Annotated in this window: 17 protein-coding genes and 3 pseudogenes; 6 read left to right on the plus strand and 14 right to left on the minus strand. The window is 62.4% G+C overall.

Features of this window, described 5'->3' with window-relative positions:
* Nucleotides 1–1,163: 1,163 nt before the first annotated feature.
* Nucleotides 1,164–2,048 (minus strand): hypothetical protein, encoded by an 885-nt coding sequence (locus LDP01_RS12410; RefSeq protein ID WP_224092537.1) that lies wholly within the window; start codon nt 2,046–2,048, stop codon nt 1,164–1,166.
* 92 nt (nt 2,049–2,140) lie between these two features.
* On the opposite strand from LDP01_RS12410, the gene LDP01_RS12415 reads away from it, so the two are divergent.
* Complete coding sequence (locus LDP01_RS12415) at nt 2,141–2,590, plus strand: SRPBCC family protein (RefSeq protein WP_224092539.1); 450 nt, start codon at nt 2,141–2,143, stop codon at nt 2,588–2,590.
* Here LDP01_RS12415 and LDP01_RS12420 read toward each other — a convergent pair.
* The 5 genes from LDP01_RS12420 to LDP01_RS12440 are packed head-to-tail and all read right to left on the minus strand — an operon-like array spanning nt 2,587 to nt 8,251.
* A complete protein-coding gene (locus tag LDP01_RS12420; protein ID WP_224092547.1) occupies nt 2,587–3,558 on the minus strand; it encodes a glycerate kinase family protein in 972 nt (323 codons plus the stop codon). The two genes, LDP01_RS12415 and LDP01_RS12420, sit on opposite strands and share 4 nt — an antisense overlap.
* Entirely contained in the window at nt 3,555–4,544 is a 990-nt protein-coding gene (locus LDP01_RS12425; RefSeq protein ID WP_224092549.1) for a 2-hydroxyacid dehydrogenase, read from the minus strand. The genes LDP01_RS12420 and LDP01_RS12425 overlap by 4 nt, the downstream gene beginning before the upstream one ends.
* A gap of 2 nt (nt 4,545–4,546) precedes the next feature.
* Nucleotides 4,547–5,524: a hydroxymethylglutaryl-CoA lyase-like TIM-barrel protein gene (locus LDP01_RS12430; RefSeq protein ID WP_224092551.1), complete on the minus strand. Its 978-nt coding sequence runs from the start codon at nt 5,522–5,524 to the stop codon at nt 4,547–4,549.
* The gene (locus LDP01_RS12435; protein WP_224092553.1) at nt 5,521–6,771 is read right to left on the minus strand and encodes a CaiB/BaiF CoA transferase family protein; all 1,251 of its coding nucleotides are present in this window, start codon (nt 6,769–6,771) and stop codon (nt 5,521–5,523) included. The genes LDP01_RS12430 and LDP01_RS12435 overlap by 4 nt, the downstream gene beginning before the upstream one ends.
* Before the next feature lie 46 nt (nt 6,772–6,817).
* Nucleotides 6,818–8,251 carry a GntP family permease gene (locus LDP01_RS12440; RefSeq protein WP_224092555.1) on the minus strand — a complete coding sequence of 478 codons (1,434 nt, stop codon included), beginning with the start codon at nt 8,249–8,251 and terminating at the stop codon, nt 6,818–6,820.
* Between the two features lie 137 nt (nt 8,252–8,388).
* Between LDP01_RS12440 and LDP01_RS12445 the strand changes: the two genes are divergently transcribed.
* Complete coding sequence (locus LDP01_RS12445; protein WP_224092564.1) at nt 8,389–8,901, plus strand: GNAT family N-acetyltransferase; 513 nt, start codon at nt 8,389–8,391, stop codon at nt 8,899–8,901.
* 230 nt (nt 8,902–9,131) lie between these two features.
* Complete coding sequence (locus tag LDP01_RS12450) at nt 9,132–10,115, plus strand: alpha/beta hydrolase (protein WP_224092566.1); 984 nt, start codon at nt 9,132–9,134, stop codon at nt 10,113–10,115.
* A gap of 1 nt (nt 10,116) precedes the next feature.
* Here LDP01_RS12450 and LDP01_RS12455 read toward each other — a convergent pair whose 3' ends face one another.
* The gene (locus tag LDP01_RS12455; protein WP_224092574.1) at nt 10,117–10,293 is read right to left on the minus strand and encodes a hypothetical protein; all 177 of its coding nucleotides are present in this window, start codon (nt 10,291–10,293) and stop codon (nt 10,117–10,119) included.
* Nucleotides 10,294–10,493: 200 nt separating this feature from the next.
* On the opposite strand from LDP01_RS12455, the pseudogene LDP01_RS12460 reads away from it, so the two are divergent.
* Both LDP01_RS12460 and LDP01_RS12465 read left to right on the plus strand, forming a co-directional pair.
* A pseudogene (locus tag LDP01_RS12460) lies at nt 10,494–11,119 on the plus strand (FMN reductase).
* Nucleotides 11,120–11,156: 37 nt separating this feature from the next.
* The gene (locus LDP01_RS12465) at nt 11,157–11,531 is read left to right on the plus strand and encodes a TFIIB-type zinc ribbon-containing protein (RefSeq protein ID WP_224092576.1); all 375 of its coding nucleotides are present in this window, start codon (nt 11,157–11,159) and stop codon (nt 11,529–11,531) included.
* Nucleotides 11,532–11,537: 6 nt separating this feature from the next.
* On the opposite strand, the gene LDP01_RS12470 is transcribed toward LDP01_RS12465, so the two are convergent.
* Both LDP01_RS12470 and LDP01_RS12475 read right to left on the minus strand, forming a co-directional pair.
* Entirely contained in the window at nt 11,538–12,113 is a 576-nt protein-coding gene (locus LDP01_RS12470) for a hypothetical protein (RefSeq protein WP_224092578.1), read from the minus strand.
* Between the two features lie 7 nt (nt 12,114–12,120).
* A complete protein-coding gene (locus LDP01_RS12475) occupies nt 12,121–12,591 on the minus strand; it encodes a hypothetical protein (RefSeq protein ID WP_224093934.1) in 471 nt (156 codons plus the stop codon).
* 630 nt (nt 12,592–13,221) lie between these two features.
* Here LDP01_RS12475 and dnaB point away from each other — a divergent pair.
* On the plus strand, nt 13,222–14,607 hold the full coding sequence (gene dnaB / locus LDP01_RS12480) for a replicative DNA helicase (protein WP_224092586.1): 1,386 nt from the start codon (nt 13,222–13,224) through the stop codon (nt 14,605–14,607).
* 28 nt (nt 14,608–14,635) lie between these two features.
* Here the strand turns inward: dnaB and LDP01_RS12485 are convergent, their stop codons facing one another.
* The 5 genes and pseudogenes from LDP01_RS12485 to LDP01_RS12505 all read right to left on the minus strand — a co-directional run bounded on the left by LDP01_RS12485 (nt 14,636) and on the right by LDP01_RS12505 (nt 19,433).
* Complete coding sequence (locus LDP01_RS12485; protein ID WP_224092588.1) at nt 14,636–15,493, minus strand: hypothetical protein; 858 nt, start codon at nt 15,491–15,493, stop codon at nt 14,636–14,638.
* Between the two features lie 37 nt (nt 15,494–15,530).
* Nucleotides 15,531–15,988 (minus strand): annotated as a pseudogene (locus LDP01_RS12490) (ribose-5-phosphate isomerase).
* 9 nt (nt 15,989–15,997) lie between these two features.
* On the minus strand, nt 15,998–17,749 hold the full coding sequence (locus LDP01_RS12495; RefSeq protein WP_224092606.1) for a dihydroxyacetone kinase family protein: 1,752 nt from the start codon (nt 17,747–17,749) through the stop codon (nt 15,998–16,000).
* 33 nt (nt 17,750–17,782) lie between these two features.
* On the minus strand, nt 17,783–18,556 hold the full coding sequence (locus LDP01_RS12500) for an SDR family NAD(P)-dependent oxidoreductase (protein ID WP_224092608.1): 774 nt from the start codon (nt 18,554–18,556) through the stop codon (nt 17,783–17,785).
* A gap of 33 nt (nt 18,557–18,589) precedes the next feature.
* Nucleotides 18,590–19,433: pseudogene (locus LDP01_RS12505) on the minus strand (sugar phosphate isomerase/epimerase family protein).
* Between the last annotated feature and the right edge of the window lie 160 nt (nt 19,434–19,593).

The following is a 19,593-nucleotide window of genomic DNA, read 5'->3' on the forward strand; positions in this document are numbered from 1 at the left end:
TGTCGGCACGTCAGTGTTGGCCTGGTGACGCGGGCGGAGTGAGGCAGTGACGGCAGTATTCTATTGTGCGAAAACGTATATAGGGAATTTAGGTAGTAAGGCGAGTTTTGAATTCGAGTCATCGGAGGATTTTATGCGTCTCTTACAAAAAACATTACTGGCAGGAAGCCTAGCGACAGCCCTGGCACTGTCGCCCACTGCTGCGCACGCGGGTAATGCGCCCGGAGATCGAGGTGTCTACACGGTTAGCGGAATTCAATATTGGAATCAGGCCAACGTCATCGTGCAAAGTACTCAGGCTTGGGGAGAAACGAGAAGCGGACCGGACACGCATTGTGTCTCAGCAGGTTCGATCGCTGCTAAAGCGAAGCTCTTTGAGAGTTCGGCGAGCGGCACTGGCGCTGCTTTGAGGTCTGAAGGTCCTTGGTACTACACCGAGGTCACCCTCTGTCCTGGCGAGTGGCGGGGGTACACGGCTTACTACAACTTTGGTGGAGGAATGCGGTACTTCTACAGCCACGGTGAAACCATGGCTTGGAACACGTGGTCAAGCTCCTATAACCAGTACTCGACTATTCCAGGGAAAGTCCAGAACCCATGATTTCGGAGCGGCAAATGAAACGTCTGTTGAAAACCCGAACCACAACTGTCCTTTTAGGAGCAATTCTTCTCGGCGGTGCCGGAATCGGAGTTGCCAGCGCTACATCCCAGCCCACAGTCACACCCGAAGTATCGCCCCAATCGCCCGCCGTCGTGTTGAGTGACGCCCCCTTCGAGAAAAATGCCGCTGGCCAAACGTATGGGCTTCCAACTGAGGTCGAGGGGGTTTCCGTTGAACCGGACCTGATTCGGGGCCCTATGCAACCAACGATCGAATTGGGTACGTCAAGAACAGCGAACGAAAAGTAGCAAGTGGCGATCCGTCGCTATTCAAGTCGCCAGAAGAAGCATTGCATTGGCAGGCAAACCGACCGAAGGGTCCGGTGAGTATCCCGGTCTACGACCTCGACGGCGTCACGGTCATAGGTGAGTTCGTCTTCTCAGAGGGGACCGTCACTTCGAGTACTGACAAATAGATAAGGCGGGATTGAACGGCTCACCCCGGAGCGCAGCCAGCTTCGGGGTGACGTCTGTCCTTCCGGCAATCGACATCAAGCGAACCCTCACTTTCCACCGCAGGCCGCCGTCACGAAGTCGTAGATACGCCCACGTAACTCATTCGGTGCTGCAACCTTCAGCACGCCTTCCCGTGCGCCCACCGAAATCCTCAGCGGCAACAGCGTTCCCACCTTATCCTCGGCCACTGCATGCGGGTCGCATCGCGCCGGACGGATCGTCACGGGTAACTCCCGCATGGCCGCGTCAGAGGCTATCGTGATGTCGCGGGGCCAGGGATCCGCAGGCGATTCGGCCAGCAGGGTGGTTCCGTCGATGGACTTGATCATGAGCTTTTGGGGCGACTGACCGGGGGTGCTCACAGGGGTGATGACAAGACGCACGACGGCGGTGCGGCCATCCGGGGCCACCTCAAGGGCGGGGTCCAAGACGATGGCGGCTACGGAGGCAGCATCGGCTCCCAAACACAGCTCGTCGCTGTTCCGGGGCAGGACGTTGAACGGATCCCGCGCCTCAACCGAGGTTTCCGTGGGTCCCTGAGTTGGTTCCGAATATTGAACGACGGCCTTGACGGGTTCAGAAGATAACTGCCTGCAATGCGGAGCAGGCAAATTGGCGGGAAGGCTCTTGGGCTGCCGGGGTGGTAGCTCCAGAACGCCCGTTGTTGGCTCCCAGATAATGTCTTTCTCAAACAACGGGGAGCTCAGCCGCGCACCACTCACGGTAAGGGGATTGTCTGTGGTATTGGTGAGCTGTATGAGGATGGCTTGCTTGCCGTATTGGTCGCGGGACTGATTGACCTCCACGATGATGGGCTGATCCTTGGAGGTGGTCGGCGGTTCCTGGCGGCGGACACCGTCACATGACGCCAGAGGCAGCATGGACACCAGAGCTACGCATGCCGCCCAGTAACGCCACTCCCTGATGACCATGCCAACAGTGTAGGCGGGCTATGGCAGTCAATTTGTAAGCATGCTTAGCTTAGTCTCACCACAGATGCCGAAGGCACACAGAAGGGAAATCCATGTCCACCGTTACCCAGCTGTTCAACACAACTGCCGCCGACGTCTGGAATGTCATCGCCGATGGCTGGCTCTACTCCGGGTGGGTAGTTGGCGCCTCAAGGATTCGTGCGGTGGATGATCATTGGCCACAGGTCGGTTCAAAGCTGCATCACTCCGTGGGAGCCTGGCCGCTCCTTCTCAACGACAGCACCAGCATCACCGCCGTGGAACCTGGACGGAGCCTGGAACTTTTAGCCCGTGGCTGGCCCGTAGGTGAGGCAAAAGTGCGCATTACCTTGAAGGATCTGGGTGGCAACCAGTGCCGCGTTTCCATGGCTGAGGACGCCACCCGGGGCCCGGGAAAGGTGGTGCCGAAGGTGCTCCGGGATCCCATCATCACCGTCCGCAACCGCGAGACACTAAAACGGCTGGAGTTGATGGCAGCCGGCGGAGCGGGGAAGCCAAGCTAGAGCCTTGCGACGGCCAGCCCGGCAGCCCGCATCGCCTCGGCATCAGTCGCTACCAACACCGAAGCAAAGTTCTCCGCATATCTGCCCAAGTCGTCTGCGACGCACCCCACTACGGCCACCACCGGGATCTCCCGCGGACTCTTCCGAACGCGTTTGAGGATGGCGGAGATGATCTTTCCCTCTCCGGTTTGCGAATCCAGCCGGCCTTCACCAACCACCACGGCCTCAGCCGATTCAAGGAGCCTGTCAAAACCGGAGGCGTCAAGCACCGCCTCCGCTCCGGATACGAGTTCTGCGCCGAAGTGCGCCCAGAGGCCGCCGGATAGCCCTCCGGCCGCGCCGGTGCGCGGCACGTTTGAAGGGTCTCGAGGAAGGGACGTGGCGAGCTGCCGCAATCGTTCTTCCAACAGCTGAACCGTGGCGGGATCGGCGCCTTTCTGCGGTCCGAAGATCCTTGGCGCATCCAGGAACGAGGTGGTCACGTCGGAAAGCACAGTGATCCTGGCGCGGCCAAGGCCCCCATTTTCCTTGATGGCTCGAACGGCTCCGAGGCCTCCATCTGTGGTCGCGGAGCCGCCCGCCGCCACCAGAACACTCGACGCTCCAAGGTCCACGGCAGCAGCAATCAGGAGCCCCGTCCCATAGGTGCTGGCGGACATACTGTCCTGGGGGCTGTTCCGCGCGGCAGATATCCCGCTCGCCTGCGCCACCTCGACGACGGCGGTCCCGTCGGGTGCCATCCCCAGAATCGCCCGGAGCGGCTCGCCCCAAGAATTGACGACGTCGACACTCACCGGCGAGGCGCGAAGGCTGCGGCAGAGTGCTTCGAAAGTCCCCTCACCGCCGTCGGCGACAGGTAGCTGAGTAGCCGAGCCGCCGCCGTCGTGAATTCCTGCTGCGATAGCAGACGCAACCTCAGCTGCCGTAAACGTGCCCTTGAAACTGTCCGGGGCAACCAGAATGCTCATGCTCTGGCGAGAGGGTTGACGGCGTGCAGTGGCAGGTTGCCCTCGGCGATAGCGATCGCGTTGAGGGCGCTGAGCCTGGCCATTTCGGCGCGGACAGGGACGGTTGCGCTGCCGACGTGTGGCAGGAGAACCGTGTTTGGCAGGTCGGCGAGTCCGGGCGAGAGGCGGGGCTCGTCCTCGAACACGTCCAAACCAGCCCCGGCGATGACACCGGCGCGGAGGGCCTCCACGAGAGAGGCTTCGTCCACCACGGGACCTCGGGCAGTGTTGATGAGGATGGCATCGGGCTTCATCCGCGCCAGCACGTCGGCGTTTACCAGGTGTCGGGTCTGTTCGTTCAGCGGAACATGCAGTGAGAGGAAGTCGCTGCGCTTCACCAGCTCGAGCCAAGGCACTTGCCGGACCTTTCCTGCGAACTCACCGAGTTCCCGGTCGGAGACCGGACGGTCGCCGGGTGGCCGTGGGGCGAAGAGCACTTCCATGCCGAAACCCAGGGCCCGCCGAGCTACGGCGCGGGCGATCCTGCCGAAACCAGCCAGGCCCAGGACGGCGCCTGAGACGTCCCGCCCGAGCATGAACTCCGGTTCCCATCCGAGGAACTTTCCTTCGCGGACAACCCTGTCGGCTTCCACCACGCGGCGTGCAGTACCGAGGATGAGCAGCATGGTGATATCCGCCGTCGCGTCGGTCAGGACGCCGGGTGTATTGCCAACGAGGATGCCGTGCCGGGTGGCGGCTTCGACGTCGATGTTGTTGTAGCCCACGGCGTAGTTTGAAACGCCTTTCACCCGCGCCCCGGCCAGCAGTGGCTCGTCGATGACGTCGCGTAATTGGGTGAGGACAACGTCGTAGTCTCCCGAAGCGCACAAGCTTGAAAGTGTTGCGTAATCAGGCGGCTGGGGAAGGACCGTGACCTGACCGGCGTCGGAGAGCAATTGCAGACCGGGCTCAGGGATGGCCGTAGTGACAAGGAAGTGGTTGCCCACGGTTAGTTGCTCCCTGTGGAGGACGGGATGACCCAGTCGAAAGCTGCAGCCCGGGAGCGCGCGCCTTGGGCAGCCTTTGAACGGTTGGGCTCGCCCAGCTCGGCAAGCAGCTTCTCTGACAGGACCACGAGTTCGCCAAACACGTCCGGCGTGAGCCATTCGGGACGTGTGGCGAACAGGATGTCCTCGCTGGAGGTGTTGCCGCTGGCGCCGGGCGCGAACGGGCAACCGCCCAGGCCACCCAAAGCGCCGTCCACCATAGCGGCGCCCGCCTGGATTGCAGCGAGGGTGTTGGCCACGCCCAGGCCCCAGGTGTCGTGACCGTGATAGACGATCCGCCGGGCAGGGGATTCATCCCGTACCCGCGTGATCAGGCTGGACACCTGGGCGGGAACGGCCTGCCCCAGGGTGTCGCAAATGACGATGTCCGTGGTGCCCTCGGCCCGGGGATCGTTGGCGATCGAAAGGATCCGCTGCTCCGGAACGTAGCCCTCGAAAGGACAGGTGAAGGACGTTGCGATGCAGAGTTGTATCTGGCCTCCGACTGCCCGGGCGTACTCAACCGCCTCGGGCAAAGCCGCCAGGCTTTCGTCCGTGGTGCGGCCAATGTTCGCCTTGTTATGTGAATCGGAAGCAGACAGGCAGTATTGGAAATTCCGTGCGCCCGCAGATGATGCCTTGGCAACGTGGCCGGGTGTCGCTACCCAGATCCAGCACTTTTCCAGTTCCTCGGGAGTGAGTGCCTGGACTACTTCCAAGGTGTTCGCCATGGTGGGGACCAGGTCAGCCCGGGCCATGGATCCCAGCTCAATGGCCGGCACGCCCAGCCGCAGTAACTCCCGCACAGTTTCGATCTTCTGCTCAGTGGGCAGGAGTTTGCCGGTGAGCTGAAGCCCGTCCCTCAGGGTGACGTCCCGCAGGATGGTGTTGCCCAGAGTGTTGCCCAGTGTTGTGGCAAGGGGGCTTTCAAAGCTGGTCATGGTCGGAGAGCCTCCTCGCGGCCCGAAGCCGCATCGATTTGCGCAGCATCCAAGTGAAGGAGCCCGCCAAGGATTTCTTCAGTGTTTTCGCCGAGGTCCGGTCCCAGATTGCGGATGGGCAGGGACTGGTCTCCGATCACGGGAACGATGCCCGGGAAACCTACCCCCGGAAGGATCTCCTCGCCAGTGGAAACGTCGAACTTCTGGATCATGTTGCGGGCCGCGTACTGGCTGTCCGTGCTGATGTCCGCGGCTGTGTAGATGGGACCAGCCGGAACCCCAGCGGCGTCCAGGGCTGCCAAAGCTTCAGGAGCTGTCAGCTGCGCGGACCATTCGCCGATGGCTTGGTCCAGTTCCTCGCGGCGTGCCCAGCGTCCTGCATTGCTCTGCAGCTCGGGATCCTTGGCGAGGTCCGCCCGGCCGATGGTTTCCATGTACCGCTGGTAAATGGAGTCCCCGTTGCCGGCCACCACAATGCTGGCACCGTCCTTGCAGACATAGGCGTTGGAGGGAGCGATCCCTTCCATGCGGCCGCCAACGCGCTGCCGGTCCACGCCATAGGCCTGGTAATCCGGAATGAGCGATTCCATCATGGAGAACATCGCCTCGTTCAGCGCGACGTCGATGATGCGCTCGGTGAGCGGCACAGCGCCAGCCGAGTCCCGGCGTCGTGCTTCACGCTGGTACAGGCTCATCATGGAGCCGAAGGCGGCGTAAAGGCCCGCGATCGAGTCTCCGATGGAGACGCCCACGCGGACGGGCGCGCGGTCCGGATCGCCCACCAGGTTGCGGAACCCGCTATACGCTTCGGCGACGGCGGCAAAACCGGGCCGCTCGGACAGTGGCCCCGTCTGCCCAAAGGCTGAGATGCGGGTGACGATGAGGTCCGGATTGGCCTGGTTGAGGACTTCGGGGCCGAGGCCCCACTTTTCCAGCGTTCCAGGACGGAAGTTCTCCAGCAGGATGTCGCATTTTGCAACGAGCGCCAGCACGGCCTGCCTGCCGGCTTCCGTTCGGAGATCCAGGACCACTGACTTCTTGTTGCGGTTCAGCGTGCGGTAGAGCATCGACGTGTTGCCCTTGTGGAGGCGCCAATTGCGGAGCTCGTCTCCGGTGCCTGGACGCTCGACCTTGATGACTTCAGCGCCGAAATCGGCGAGCAGCCTGCCAGCCGTGGGAGCGGCGATGTAATTGCCGAGCTCGAGGACTCGGACGCCGTCCAAAGGGGCGATTGTTTGGTGTGTCATGGTCTTCTCTCGTGCGTGCTTCGTGATGGGACGGTTGGCGGGGCGGTCAGAACAGCAGGCTCATGGGCAGGATCAGCAAGATCGCGACCACCGAGGCTACCGAAACTCCTACGGTGACCGATTTCAATGCACCCCTCACACTCTGGCCCAAAAGGGACTGCAGGAGCCAGAACGTGTTGCTGGTGACGTGAACCATGAAGAGCGATCCGGCGCCGGCTGCGAGGGCGAGCAGTACTGGATCCAGGCCGATCGCGGGAGCGATGGGTGCCAGCAGGCCGGCTGCCGTAATGGCGGACAGGGTGACCGACCCGACGGCGATGTGCAGCACTGCGGCGATGGCCCAGACCACCAGGAGCGGGGCGACGGTGCTCGCTGAGAAGAAGCCACCAAGGATATCGCCGAGGCCGGCGGCCTTTACCGTTGCCGCGAGGGATCCGCCCACACCGGTGAGGATCAGGATCTGGCCGCTTTCCTTGAAGCCGACAGTGATGGCCTCCTCAACCTTCTTCTGCCCGATGGATGCGCGCGTGACAAGGCACGTACCAATGAGTCCGATGAGAAGGGCGATGACGGGTTCGCCAAGCAATTGGAGCCAGGGCAGATCAATCTTGAAAATCTGCAGGATGGCTCCGGCGCCGATGAGGATCAGGGAAGTCAGGAGCGGTGCAAAGAGCATGATCAGCGGCTTCTCTTTGCTCTCGCGTTCGGCAACAGCCACTGCAGCGCCGGTTGGCTTCGTGTTGGAGCCGACTGCGGACTTGCCGGCGGTATTTGTTGCGGGGAGGGGGCCGCTGGTGGGCTCCTCGCCCTCGCTGTCTTCCTCGGCTACGAAGGTGTGGTCCTCGTCCTTGGTTTCATTCCAGAAACCGCGGCGGAAGAGGAACGTCATGATGGCAATGGAAATGATGATGGTCGGAATAACCAGCAACAGGCCGAAGAGCAGCATCTTGCCGAGTGGAACGTTGAGAAGGCCTGCCAACGCCAGCGAGGCAACGCCCGGAACCGTAAAGACAATGCCGCATTCCAGGGCGATGGCCATGGCGGTTGCCATGCGGGCTGTACCCAGCTTTCCGATTTTTGGGGCGAGTTTGCGGGCCAGCGGGGCTGAGATGACGAGCAGGACGTCAAGGAAGATGGACTGGAGGAGCGTGCCTATTGCCAGGCCCATCGTGTAAGGCAGGCGTTTCGGGCCAAAGGTCTTGAGCAGATGCTCCACAAGGCGCCGGATGGCGCCACTCTGATTGAGGATGGAGCCCATTAGGACGCCGAACGCGATGAGCAGGCCGACGTCCACCATGATCTCACCGAAGCCGGAGGTGATGGTTTTGACGGTCTCTTCGACGCCGAGGCCGACGGCCAGGCCCAGGTACACGGAGGCGATGACCAGGGAGATGACGGGGTTGACTCTGAAGCGGACGATCAGCACGACGGCGGCCAAGACCGCTACAGCTGTGTTGATCAGAACAGCAATGTCTGACATGGGGGGAATCCGATCGTTGGGCCTTCCACTCTGAAGGCTTGGAATTGATGCGCGCCGTGAGACAGGCCACATCACTGATCCCATATTATGAGTTTAAACTCATATTGCAAGCCTCTTCGACAAATTAGACTGAGCCAATGGCTCTCCTGATACGTCCGGCCCTGGAGAATGACGTTGCGGCCATGGCCGGTGTGGAGGTCGCCGCGGGTCGCACTTCCGCAGGTGCTGCCAGCCGTTTTGAAGCAGCGATCCGTGCCGCGATCAGCGACCCTCGACGGCTGGTCCTGGTAGCCGAAACGCCGGCGGACGTGCCCTGGAACCCAGGTTCCGCCGTCGTGGGTTGGGCCAAAACACACTTCCATGACTACGACGCCGGCCCAGCGCCGGCTGGCTACTATCTCGGCGGAATCACCGTGGCGCCGGATTTTCGGCGCCAGGGAGTTGCTGCGGCCCTGACGGAGAAGAGGCTGGAGTGGATATGGGCAAGGACGGACGAGGCCTGGTATGTGGTCAATGCACGCAATGCGGCGTCGCTCAAACTGCACCAACGCTGGGGCTTTCGCGAGGTCGCGCGCGGATCCGGCTTTCATGCAGTGACGTTCGACGGCGGTGAGGGGCTTTTGCTCAAGGCGGGCCGCCCGCTGCCCTGAACTTGCGGGACGCGGGGGATCTCAATCGGCCGGTCCTTCATGATCCAGCCCCGCAGACTTAGCATGGTCCACAGGTACACCAACTGGGGGAGTGTGTAGTGGGGCCATTGGAATCGACTCAAGCCAACGTGACTGGCGGGGCAACAGCCCGGACGGATGAGGGGGGTGGTTCCCCTTTAGGTCCCGGTTCCAGGGCAGCTGTGCAGGCCAAACGACGGCGTCCTGCCCGAGTGAGGAAACTCGACCTCGCCATCATTCTGATCTTGGTCATCCTGCTTGCCCTGTCGGCGACTCCTTGGCCCTCCGCCATGTTGATTCGCAGTGTTTTTGAGCGCGGAGCGCAGTCCACCATTGACGAGATGGCGCCCTACGTCCCGGACACTCCGTTGGAGGAGCGGGCCGGTGTGGTTTATAAGCCCGCTTCTACTTTCGATGTTTTCAGTCCTGCCGGCACTACCGAGGCGCTCCCGACGATCGTCTGGATCCATGGCGGTGCGTGGATCTCGGGGGCTCAAGGCGATGTGGAACCCTATCTTCGGATTCTTGCTGCCGAGGGCTACACGACCATTGGGGTGAGCTACCCGATCGCGCCGGAGGCCGTCTACCCCACCGCGATACGGGACATCAACGATGCGCTCGGCTACATCAAAGCGCACGCCAGTGAATTGAACGTGGACACCACCCGGATTGTTCTGGCTGGCGATTCAGCAGGCGCGCAGTTGGCCAGCCAAATGACCACTCTCACTGTTAACCCCGAGTATGCAAATCTGATGGGGATCCAGCCCGCGCTCCAGAAATCGGACCTCGCGGCCACCATCCTGCATTGCGGTGTGTATGACCTGCGGGCAATGGCCGACCTCAATGGCCTGGTTGCGTGGGGCTTCAAAACCTCGCTGTGGGCCTACACCGGAACGAAGGACTGGTCCTCCACATATGCGGGCAGCACCATGTCCACCATTGATTTTGTAACCAAGGATTTCCCGCCAACCTTCATCAGCGGCGGCAACGGCGATGGTCTGACGTGGCTTCAGTCGGTTCCCTACAGCAATCGCCTGAAGGAAGCGGGCGTTCCGGTGACCGAGTTGTTTTGGGCCGCAGACCACGAGCCCGAGCTGCCGCATGAGTACCAGTTCCACTTGAACTTCCCCGAGGCGCGCGATGCCAGGGACAAGACCTTCGACTTCCTGTCCACGCACGCCGCCAGGTCGAAGTGAGCTAAATGCGGGGAAGAGTGGAGTACGGCCGGCTTGGGAGGTGTCCGGCTGACCATGGCCGAACCGGGGGTTCCAGTGGAATCTCCCCGCGACCGTCGCGGATCACCAATGCCACCGTGCCTATCGCCGCGGCAAGGGAAGCCGCACCGAACAAGACCAGGACAACAATAAAAGCCATAGACATCGCCATGCACCTCTAGCGTTATTCTACCGTCGTTCGTCGTTCGTCGTTCGTCGCCCGACGCCCGGATGCGACCTGGCTCTTCAGCTGGGGAAGCGCTGACCGTACCTATGGGAATAGTTCGTGATGCTCCCCCGTTCACTCATTTAGATGCATATGCATGTAAGCTGGGAATGAACGAGCAACAGGAGAATGCCATGGAAACCCGCCGCATCACCGTCCTTTCCGCCGGACTCGGCGTCCCGTCGTCGAGCCGCCTGCTGGCTGACCAACTGGCCGCCTCTGCCGAGCGGCAGTTGCGCGCGGCAGGATATGAGGTGAGGATCGACGTCGTCGAGCTGCGGGACCTGGCAGTGGACATCGCCAACAACTTTGTGACCGGCTATGCCGCGCCCCGCCTCGCAGAAGTGATCGCCGGCGTCGAGGATTCAGACGGAATCATAGCCGTCAGCCCTGTTTTCAGCGCGTCCTATAGCGGCCTCTTCAAGTCCTTCATCGACGTCCTGGACCCCAAGTCCCTCGATGGCAAAGCCGTACTGCTTGGCGCCACAGGTGGCACCGACCGCCACCAGATGGTCCTCGACTACGCCATGCGGCCGCTGTTCAGCTACCTCAGGACCCGCACGGCTGCCACCGGCGTCTTCGCCGGGGCCCCCAGGACTGGGGAAACGACGACGGCGGCTCGCCCCTCTCAGCGCGAGTGGACCGGGCGGCCGGTGAACTCGTGCAACTGCTCAGTGGCGCCCAGCCGGGGCGCAAAACTCCGGCGCTGGAGTCACTGCCATTCGAACAGCTGCTGGCCGGCATTTCAGCCGGCAGGTAGTCCGAACTTTTCACCGGGTCCGATCGTTGGGCCAAGCATGAAGTGTCCTGTGGATTCCATTGACCTGGTGATGAGCGAACGGAGCGGCGTGGAGATTGACTACTGCCCGCAGTGCCGGGGTGTATGGCTGGACCGCGGTGAGCTGGACAAGATCATTGATCGCGTCGCTGCCGAAACCATGCCGGCCCCTGCGAGGCAGGCGCCGGCCCCGCCGCAGCCTCCGATCGCACCGCCGCCCGTCTACAACCCCTTTGAATCGCGGCCGCAACAACCCCGCTACGATGACCGCGGCGATCGACGCGACTATGACCGCCGGGATTATGAGCGCAGGGGTGACTATGACCGTCGCGACGAATATGGCCGTAAACGCAAGAAGAAGGAAGGCTTCCTGGGAGACCTTTTCGATTTCTAGCCGCGGTTAGTCTTCCAGGAGCTCGATGAATTCACGGGCCTGTTTGATGGTGATGTCCGAGTGGCGTGTCAGTGCCAATGCTGCGCCCTCCACATCACCGCTTTTTGCCAAGGTACGGATTCGTCCGTAGATCTCGTCGTTGAGCATGTTGCTGCTCACTTCGCGCGTCACATCGCCCTTGCTGACTATTGCCCGGTACCGGTACGGGAAGCGCTCGGGCTCGTCGTCGTCGTCCGACAGGAGATCCTTGGGCTGCGCCTCCGGCGTGAAGGGCTGGGGGTGTGCGGCCAGAGCGCCCACGGCGTCGCGTGATGCCCGTAGACCCTCACCAGTGGCCTGCAGATACAGCTTGATCGCTGCCATGCCCTGGCCCTGGGCAATAAGCGAGTAGAGCCGCCTGTGCTGTTCCTCGTTCAGCTTCGCCGCCGATTCTTTCGCCAACTGCACTGGATCCTTGGGTGGGTTGGCCGCAGCGGCGCCGGCCTTGGTCTCGGCCGAACGCTTGCTGAAGGAACGCATAAGCAGCAATACGCCCGCAATGACCGCGATCAAAATTACGAGCGGGATAAACAAGGAATCCATGGCGTTGTCAGAGCCGATCTACGTAGTTCTTAGCAGTGAGTAAGTCTGAATGGGTTGCCTGGCGGAAGACCTTGATGGCTTCGATCTTGCGCCCGCTGCGGACCAGGTTCTGCAAGTCGAAGGCGAGCTGGGGATTGAGCTGGCCATTGGGAAGCACCGCTGGCTGGTGCCCGCTTTGGGCGCCGGCCGTCCTGGCTGCTTGAGCCTGATGAGCAGCGCGGCTTTGTTCCGTCTGCTGGGTGTGCTGGGCCTCGTTCTGGCTTGGCTTGGTGGAAGCCTCGATTTTGGCGCGGGCAGCAAGGGCCGCCTGAACCTGGGAGGCTTGGTGCGCTGCGGACCGGGCCGCAAGTTCGTGTTGATAGCGCTCGGCATCCGAAAGGCCTGTGTCGCGCGGTTTAAAAGCCGCTGAAAGCGCCCACAGCAGGCCCAGGAGGACAATTAGCGGAAGGGCAATCATCAGCACGTCACCAAAGTTCATCCCCATGCTTAGAGCTTATGCCAGAACTTGGTTATCCACAGCACATTCCATTCCCGGCATAGACTTCTGAGAGGACAGTGTCAAATTAAGGCCCTCTTTGTAAGACGCATCACATTTGCGGCATGTTTAGCATGGATTTTGGGCTACGACGACCAGCCGGCCGTGCCGGGTCTGTGGATGATTTTCCACCAAAACTTTCTTTGCTCCACAGGCTGTGATGAGTGTTTCCGCAGGTCAGAAGCTAGTTGCCGCAAAAAGAATTTCTCTATCCACAGGGTAACGCACAGACTGTGCACAACGTGGGGGCGGTATTCCACAGGTTATCCACATGTGGGCTTGACAGTGGACTTTGCGCCCGGACTGCGCACCGCTAACGTGGCTCGGGTACCTGTTTCAGTATGGAATTTGCCCTCTCAGTGACCTTCAGGCAGCCGCGCGCAAACGTGCTTGGGGAGACTTCTGTGGATAAGTTGTGGAAATTGGGGAAAGCCGAAAATTGTCGGACCCCCATGGATATAACAGGAGCACTCGGCTGGTCCGGAGGCTCGGGCAATCCATCCCAGGTACACCTGCGCTTTACGCACCACTGAGGACTAACTCTCTGCAGCGGTACACAAATGGAGGACGGCTTTGTCAGTTACGCACTTGGACTCAATCGAGGGCGCACGCGCTTCGGACTCGAGCCGGAAACCTCCGCAGGACATCCCCGCTGAGCAGTCAGTCCTTGGCGGCATGATGTTGTCCAAGGACGCAATCGCAGACGTCGTCGAAATTGTCCGTGGCCACGACTTCTACCGTCCCGCCCACGAGACCATTTACGAGTCGATCATTGACCTATACGGCCGCGGCGAACCTGCCGACGCAGTTACGGTCTCCGATGAGCTGACCAAGCGCGGAGAGATAAACAGGATCGGCGGACCGGCCTACCTGCACGAGCTCATCCAAACCGTTCCCACAGCCGCCAACGCAGGCTATTACGCCGAGATCGTGGCAGAGCGCGCAGTGTTGCGCCGACTCGTGAACGCCGGCACCAAGATCGTCCAGATGGGCTACGGCCAGGACGGCGAAGTGGAAGACCTCGTCAACCAGGCACAGGCCGAGGTCTACGCGGTTGCTGAAAAGCGCACGGCCGAAGACTACGTCGCGTTGAAGGACGTCATGGAGTCCACCGTGGACGAGATCGAAGCTTCCGGGCATCGCGGCGAAGGCATGGTTGGCGTTCCCACCGGTTTCTATGAGCTCGACGAACTGACCCATGGACTCCACCCGGGCCAGATGATCGTTATCGCTGCCCGCCCTGCCGTCGGTAAGTCCACGTTCGCGTTGGACTTCGCCCGCTCCGCCGCTATCAAGAACAACCTGGCCACAGTCATGTTCTCCCTCGAAATGGGCAGGAACGAGATCGCGATGCGCCTGCTTTCCGCCGAAGCGACCATCGGGCTGCAGGACCTTCGTAAGGGCACGATCAAGGACGAGCAGTGGTCCAAGATCGCCACCACCATGGGCCGAATGAACGATGCCCCGCTCTTCATTGACGACAGCCCCAATATGTCGCTCATGGAAATCAGGGCAAAGTGCCGTCGGCTGAAGCAGCAGCACGACCTCAAACTCGTGATCCTCGACTACCTCCAGCTCATGAGCTCGGGCAAGAAAGTAGAGTCCCGCCAGCAGGAAGTCTCCGAGTTCTCGCGTGCCCTCAAGCTGCTCGCCAAGGAACTTCAGGTCCCCGTCATTGCGCTGTCGCAGCTGAACCGTGGTTCCGAGCAGCGCCAGGACAAGCGCCCCATGGTCTCCGACCTCCGTGAATCCGGCTCCATCGAGCAGGATGCCGACATGGTCATCCTCCTCCACAGGGAAGACGTCTACGACAAAGAATCGCCGCGTGCAGGCGAAGCCGACATCCTCATCGCCAAGCACCGTAACGGCCCCACGAAGGACATCGTCGTGGCGTTCCAGGGTCACTACTCGCGTTTCGCCAACATGGCTGGCGATGCCGGTGGTGGGGGCGGGTTCTAGCTGCAGTCGCGGGGCCCCGGCGGGCTGGTCAGGGCCGGGGAAGCACCAGCAGGTACCCGGCGGGGAGCGCACTGCTCCAGCGTCGCGGCTCCCGGACCACGAATTGTGTCGCCAGCTGATCCGGGGTCAGCAGGCTGTTGGGGGCCGGCGATGGCCCCCACTGCCCGCTCCCATACGGATACAGCGGATCCAGCACGCGTACTCCGGTCACCGGAAATTCAGGGAACTGGGCAGGATCGCCGAGTGACTCGAATCCGCTCATTACCCAGGCGTGGCGACCACTCCACATGACCAGCCCCACCGGGCGGCCCGTACTGGCCATGGACCGCGCCGCTGTCTGGAGGGCATCGTCGTAGTCGGCAATGCTGACAACTTGGTAGGGGCCCATTCCCACCGCGGTCAGCACTGCTGCCCAACCGAACGGGTTGGCGCCGTTGAATGAATCGGAAGACCTCATTCGCGCCATGTCCCATAGCTCGTTCTGCTGGGCGCGGCCGGCCCAGGTACCGCCGCCGGTGTCATCGATGAGATTGTGCATCATCTGTATGCTCGCCGCTACGCACCAGTCGAACGTGTATTGCGGTACGAAGTCGCCCTGTTGGTAGAGGTTAAGGGAGTACGGCTGAGGCGTCGCGACTGGTGCCGGGAGAGGTGCCGGGACTGGTGCCGGCACCGAAGTCGGGCTGGGGGACGCCGGCGGGGGTGCTTGAGTGGCGAGGGCGACTTCCCCTCCGGCTGCCTGCGCGGAGTCGGCTGGTTGCGCCGACTCGACTGGTTGCGGCTGGTTGGAGGCGGCCTCGTCCACGCCGTTCGCGGACGAGCAGCCTGAAAGGAGGACGGCCAGGGAGAAGAACCAAGCCAGGAGACGGGCACGGGCACCGGTCATGGTCCAGTTTAGCGCGAGGCAGGAGCGCCCCGAAGGCCTAGCAGCCCTCGAAGTCGCTCAGAACCCTGACCTTCGCGGCCGAGCTGGATTGGGGGTCGAACGCGTAGCCGATCCATTCCTTTGCGAGCCGACGCGCCAGCTCCACGCCCACAACGCGCTGGCCCATGGTGAGGACCTGGCAGTCGTTGGACAGGATGGACCGCTCCACAGAGAAGGAGTCGTGTGCAGCGGTAGCCCGGATGCCCGGAACTTTGTTGGCGGCGATGGCGACGCCGATCCCGGTCCCGCAGAACAGGATGGCCCTATCGGCCTTGCCGTCGCGGATCATTTACCGGCCGCGATGCCCACGTACGGGTAGGGCTTGGTGAAGTCCTCGTCCGCACGGTTCACGCCGATGTCGATAACCTCAGCGATCCGGGCATCCTCCCGAAGGTCGGCCAGGATCCGGTCTTTGTAATCAACGCCTGCTTCGTCGGCGCCCACAATGATGCGCATGTGATTCTCCTAGTTGCTTGCTGCGAAGTTGCCCGCAGTGGCGGGAACTGCGGTGAAATGCGGCCCGACGGCGGCAAACACCATGGCGAGCGACGTCGCCCCTGGATCCGGCGTGCCGATGCTCTTCTCGGCCAGCGGCCTGGCGCGGCCCTTCAACGGACGGAGTTCTGCCGTGGCCGCAGCTGCCTTGGAAGAGACGTCAGCCGCGGAAGACCAGGCCTCCTCGGCCATGGATCCGGCAGCAACGGAGGCCGCGAACGTCGAAGCGAACGGCAGCACGGCATCCACCATGGTCTTGTCGCCAAGGTCCGCCTTGCCGAGGCTCGTGATGCGGTCCGCGAAGGCGCGAACAGATTCGGCGAGGACTACCGGCGTCGGGGTTTCTGCGTCTCCCAGCCGCTCGCCAAAGGCGCGCAGTCCGGCACCCCACAGGACTCCCGACGTACCGCCGGCCTTGTCGGCCCAGGCGTCTCCGGCAGCAATGAGCAAGGAGCCGGCACCGGCTCCACGTGCATAAGCAACAGATGCCGCTGCGAGGGCTGCCGCGGATCCGCGGACCATGCCGCGTCCGTGGTCGCCGTCGCCAGCGATTGCGTCCATGTCGCCCAGTTTTGTTTCGGAGTCCCGCAACAGGGCGGCAGTTGCGTCCAGGGCGGAGAGGCATTGCCCAGCGTATTCGCGCGATTCGCTGGTGGAGGAGTAGTCAACAGCGTCAGTGGCAGAAGCGTCGACGCCCGGGTCTTCGAACGAAGCAGCCTCGAAGCCAACAGCCCCACGACGGTACGCCGGCGTCAGCGCGGGAGCGGTCCAGTACTGCTCGAGTTCGTCATCCAGCCACGTGAGCGTCAGCGAAGCGCCGGCCATGTCCAGGCTGGTCACCAGTTCGCCGACCTCCGGCATGACCAGCGTGTAGCCAGTCTCGCGGAGGAGGGGAGCCACAGTGCGCCAGAGAACGAACCGTTCCTCGTGCTTCGTTGAACCCAATCCATTGAGGATCACGGCCAGCCGCGTTGAACCGGACCCGGGCGTCTCAGCCAGCACGCGCTTCACCAGCTCCCGGCCAAGTTCGACGGCGGACGGCAGCTCGGTATCGAATAGTCCAGGCTCGCCGTGGATACCCAGGCCCAGGCCCATCTGTCCCTCGGGAAGCTTGAACAATGGCTGGTCGGCGCCAGGGAAGGTGCAGCCACTGAATGCAGTGCCGATGGTCCTGGTAAGGCTGTTGGCCTTGCGTCCCACGCGGACCACTGACTCGAGATCCAGCCCGGCCTCCGCGGCCGCACCCATGACCTTGAAGACCACGAAGTCCCCGGCAATGCCGCGGCGCTTTTCGATCTCCTCGGGGGAGGCGCTGGCGATGTCGTCCGTGACCAGCACGTTTTCCGCCGGGATGCCTTCGGTGTTCAAGCGTTCGCTGGCCATGCCGAAGTTCATGACATCCCCGGCGTAGTTGCCGTAAGTGAAGACGACGCCGGCGCCGGAGTTGGCAGCCTTGGCCACGGAGTAGGCCTGTTGGGTGGAGGGCGAAGTGAAGATGTTGCCCACCACGGCGCCGTCAGCGAAACCCGGTCCGATGATGCCTGCGAAGGCCGGGTAGTGTCCGGAGCCGCCGCCGGTAATGACGGCGACCTTCGGTGCTGCGGGGCGGCTGCGGCGGACTGCGCCGCCTTCTACCTGGCGGACGAGGTCCGAGTGGGCGTCACAGAAACCGGCGAGGGCTTCGTCAGCGAAGTCGGCGGGATCGTTGAAGATTCTGGTCATGGTGGGTCCTGGGTTTCCTTCGAGCAGCTCGAATTAGTGGATGTGGCTGCCGCCGTTGATGTCGATGGTGGTGCCCGTCAGGTACGCGGAGTCCTCGGAGGAGAGGAACGTGATGACGGCGGCAACTTCCTCGGTGGTGGCGTTGCGGCCCAAGGGGATGCCTGCGTTGATGGCAGCTTCCTGCTCTTCGGTGCTGCCGACGCGGATGTTGGTGTCCACGGCGCCGGGAGTGATGGCATTGACGGTCACTCCGGTCTCGCCGATTTCGCGGGCAAGTGCCTTGGTGAAGCCGAGGATGGCTGCCTTGGCTGCGGAGTAGGGGACCTTGCCGAACACTCCGCCGCCGCGCTGGGCAGAGACCGAGGACATGTTGACGATGCGGCCCCAGCCGTTGGCGATCATGTCCGGCAGGAATGCCTTGGTGACCAGGTAAGTACCGGTCGCGTTGACGTCCATGACCTTGTGCCACAGCTCGAGGGTGGTCTCCAGGAACGGGATGGGCGAGGTGATTCCGGCGATGTTGGCCAGGGCGCCCACGGGCGGGAGGTTTCCGGCGGCAACTTCCGCGGCGACGGCTGCCTGGGCTGCGGTGACGGAGGCTTCGTTGGCCACGTCGATTTCGTAGCCGAACGAGGGGACGTTGAATTCGTTGGCGATCTCCGCGGCAACCTTGGCGGACTTCTCGCCGTCGAGGTCCAGAATGACGATGCCCCAGCCTTGGTTGGCGTAGCGGCGGGCGGTGGTCAGGCCGATGCCGCGATCGGAGGTAGCTCCGGTGAGGACGGCGGTGCGCTGGATGGTGGTCATGGTGCTCCTTGAATGGTGGTTGGTGGAAAAAGTTCAGATGAGGTCTGTGATGTAACTGGCCGCCTTGGCTGCGGCTGCCGGGCGTTCATCATGGGTGACGTCCCTGGTTTCGAGCTCCAGGGAGAAGTGGCCGGTGTAGCCAACGTCCCGCAGGGCTGCGAGTCCGGCAGCGAAGTCGGCCTTGCCATTGCCGATGCTGAGGTTGATGTTCCCCGGCTCGATTTCCGTGACGGGCACAGCGTCCCGCAAGTGGACGTGTTTGATGCTGGCGGAGAAACGATTGACGAAGTCCACGGGGTCGCCTCCGGAGGCGACGATGTGGCTGAAGTCCATGACGATTCCGACGTCGGAGCCCGCCAGGCGGTCGGCGAGCAGTTGGGCGCGCTCCGTGTTCCAGCACAACCGGTAGTAGTGCAGGGATTCGGTCCACAGCTCGACGCCGAACTCTTTGGCGCGGGCAGACGCGTAGATCAGTTGAGCTGCCACAGCGTCGATGTCCTCTTCCAAGCTCTTCACCGGGTCATGGTCGATCGCGCCGCACGGCAGGACCAGAGCCTTCGCGCCGGTCTTTGCCGCCAAGGCGAGCAGCATCTCCAGGTGCCGATCGCGCGCTTCATGCGCACCGCCGTCGAGCACTGCGTTCAGGTCCCCGACGTCGCCATTGACCGAGCGGACCCGCAGGGCCCGCGTTATTGACGACGGCGGCAACCGTCTCGACTGCCTCAGCGTCCAGTACGTAGGGCACGTGGTCGCAAACGCCGGGCAGCGCTCCAAGGTCGATTTCTTCGAAGCCGAGGCCGCCCATGGTTTTCAGGGCTGTGGCCAAATCCTGGTGGCGGAAGCTGATGGAAGAACAGCCCAGTCGGTGATGGAACATCGTCGTTGATCCTCAAGTTGGGGCCCTCGGCGGAGAAGGCCTTAGTGATGGAGACCACGTTAGCTGGGTTGACTGTTGACAGTCAACCTTTGAAGTTGACTGTTGACATTGCTGGTGTCCTCCGTCACAGTTGACGTATTATGTTGACTGTCGACAGTGA

Source organism: Arthrobacter sp. StoSoilB13 (assembly GCF_019977255.1).
Taxonomy (GTDB): domain Bacteria; phylum Actinomycetota; class Actinomycetes; order Actinomycetales; family Micrococcaceae; genus Arthrobacter.

What these genes read in the sequence shown, in the direction of transcription:
- LDP01_RS12410 (WP_224092537.1), bottom strand. Translation starts at nt 2,048, where the DNA reads ATGGTCATCAGGGAGTGGCGTTACTGGGCGGCATGCGTAGCTCTGGTG.
- LDP01_RS12430 (WP_224092551.1), bottom strand. Translation starts at nt 5,524, where the DNA reads ATGACCAGCTTTGAAAGCCCCCTTGCCACAACACTGGGCAACACTCTG.
- LDP01_RS12470 (WP_224092578.1), bottom strand. Translation starts at nt 12,113, where the DNA reads ATGGATTCCTTGTTTATCCCGCTCGTAATTTTGATCGCGGTCATTGCG.
- LDP01_RS12435 (WP_224092553.1), bottom strand. Translation starts at nt 6,771, where the DNA reads ATGACACACCAAACAATCGCCCCTTTGGACGGCGTCCGAGTCCTCGAG.
- LDP01_RS12465 (WP_224092576.1), top strand. Translation starts at nt 11,157, where the DNA reads ATGAAGTGTCCTGTGGATTCCATTGACCTGGTGATGAGCGAACGGAGC.
- LDP01_RS12445 (WP_224092564.1), top strand. Translation starts at nt 8,389, where the DNA reads ATGGCTCTCCTGATACGTCCGGCCCTGGAGAATGACGTTGCGGCCATG.
- LDP01_RS12485 (WP_224092588.1), bottom strand. Translation starts at nt 15,493, where the DNA reads ATGACCGGTGCCCGTGCCCGTCTCCTGGCTTGGTTCTTCTCCCTGGCC.
- LDP01_RS12500 (WP_224092608.1), bottom strand. Translation starts at nt 18,556, where the DNA reads ATGACCACCATCCAGCGCACCGCCGTCCTCACCGGAGCTACCTCCGAT.
- LDP01_RS12415 (WP_224092539.1), top strand. Translation starts at nt 2,141, where the DNA reads ATGTCCACCGTTACCCAGCTGTTCAACACAACTGCCGCCGACGTCTGG.
- LDP01_RS12440 (WP_224092555.1), bottom strand. Translation starts at nt 8,251, where the DNA reads ATGTCAGACATTGCTGTTCTGATCAACACAGCTGTAGCGGTCTTGGCC.
- LDP01_RS12455 (WP_224092574.1), bottom strand. Translation starts at nt 10,293, where the DNA reads ATGGCTTTTATTGTTGTCCTGGTCTTGTTCGGTGCGGCTTCCCTTGCC.
- LDP01_RS12475 (WP_224093934.1), bottom strand. Translation starts at nt 12,591, where the DNA reads ATGAACTTTGGTGACGTGCTGATGATTGCCCTTCCGCTAATTGTCCTC.
- LDP01_RS12495 (WP_224092606.1), bottom strand. Translation starts at nt 17,749, where the DNA reads ATGACCAGAATCTTCAACGATCCCGCCGACTTCGCTGACGAAGCCCTC.
- LDP01_RS12420 (WP_224092547.1), bottom strand. Translation starts at nt 3,558, where the DNA reads ATGAGCATTCTGGTTGCCCCGGACAGTTTCAAGGGCACGTTTACGGCA.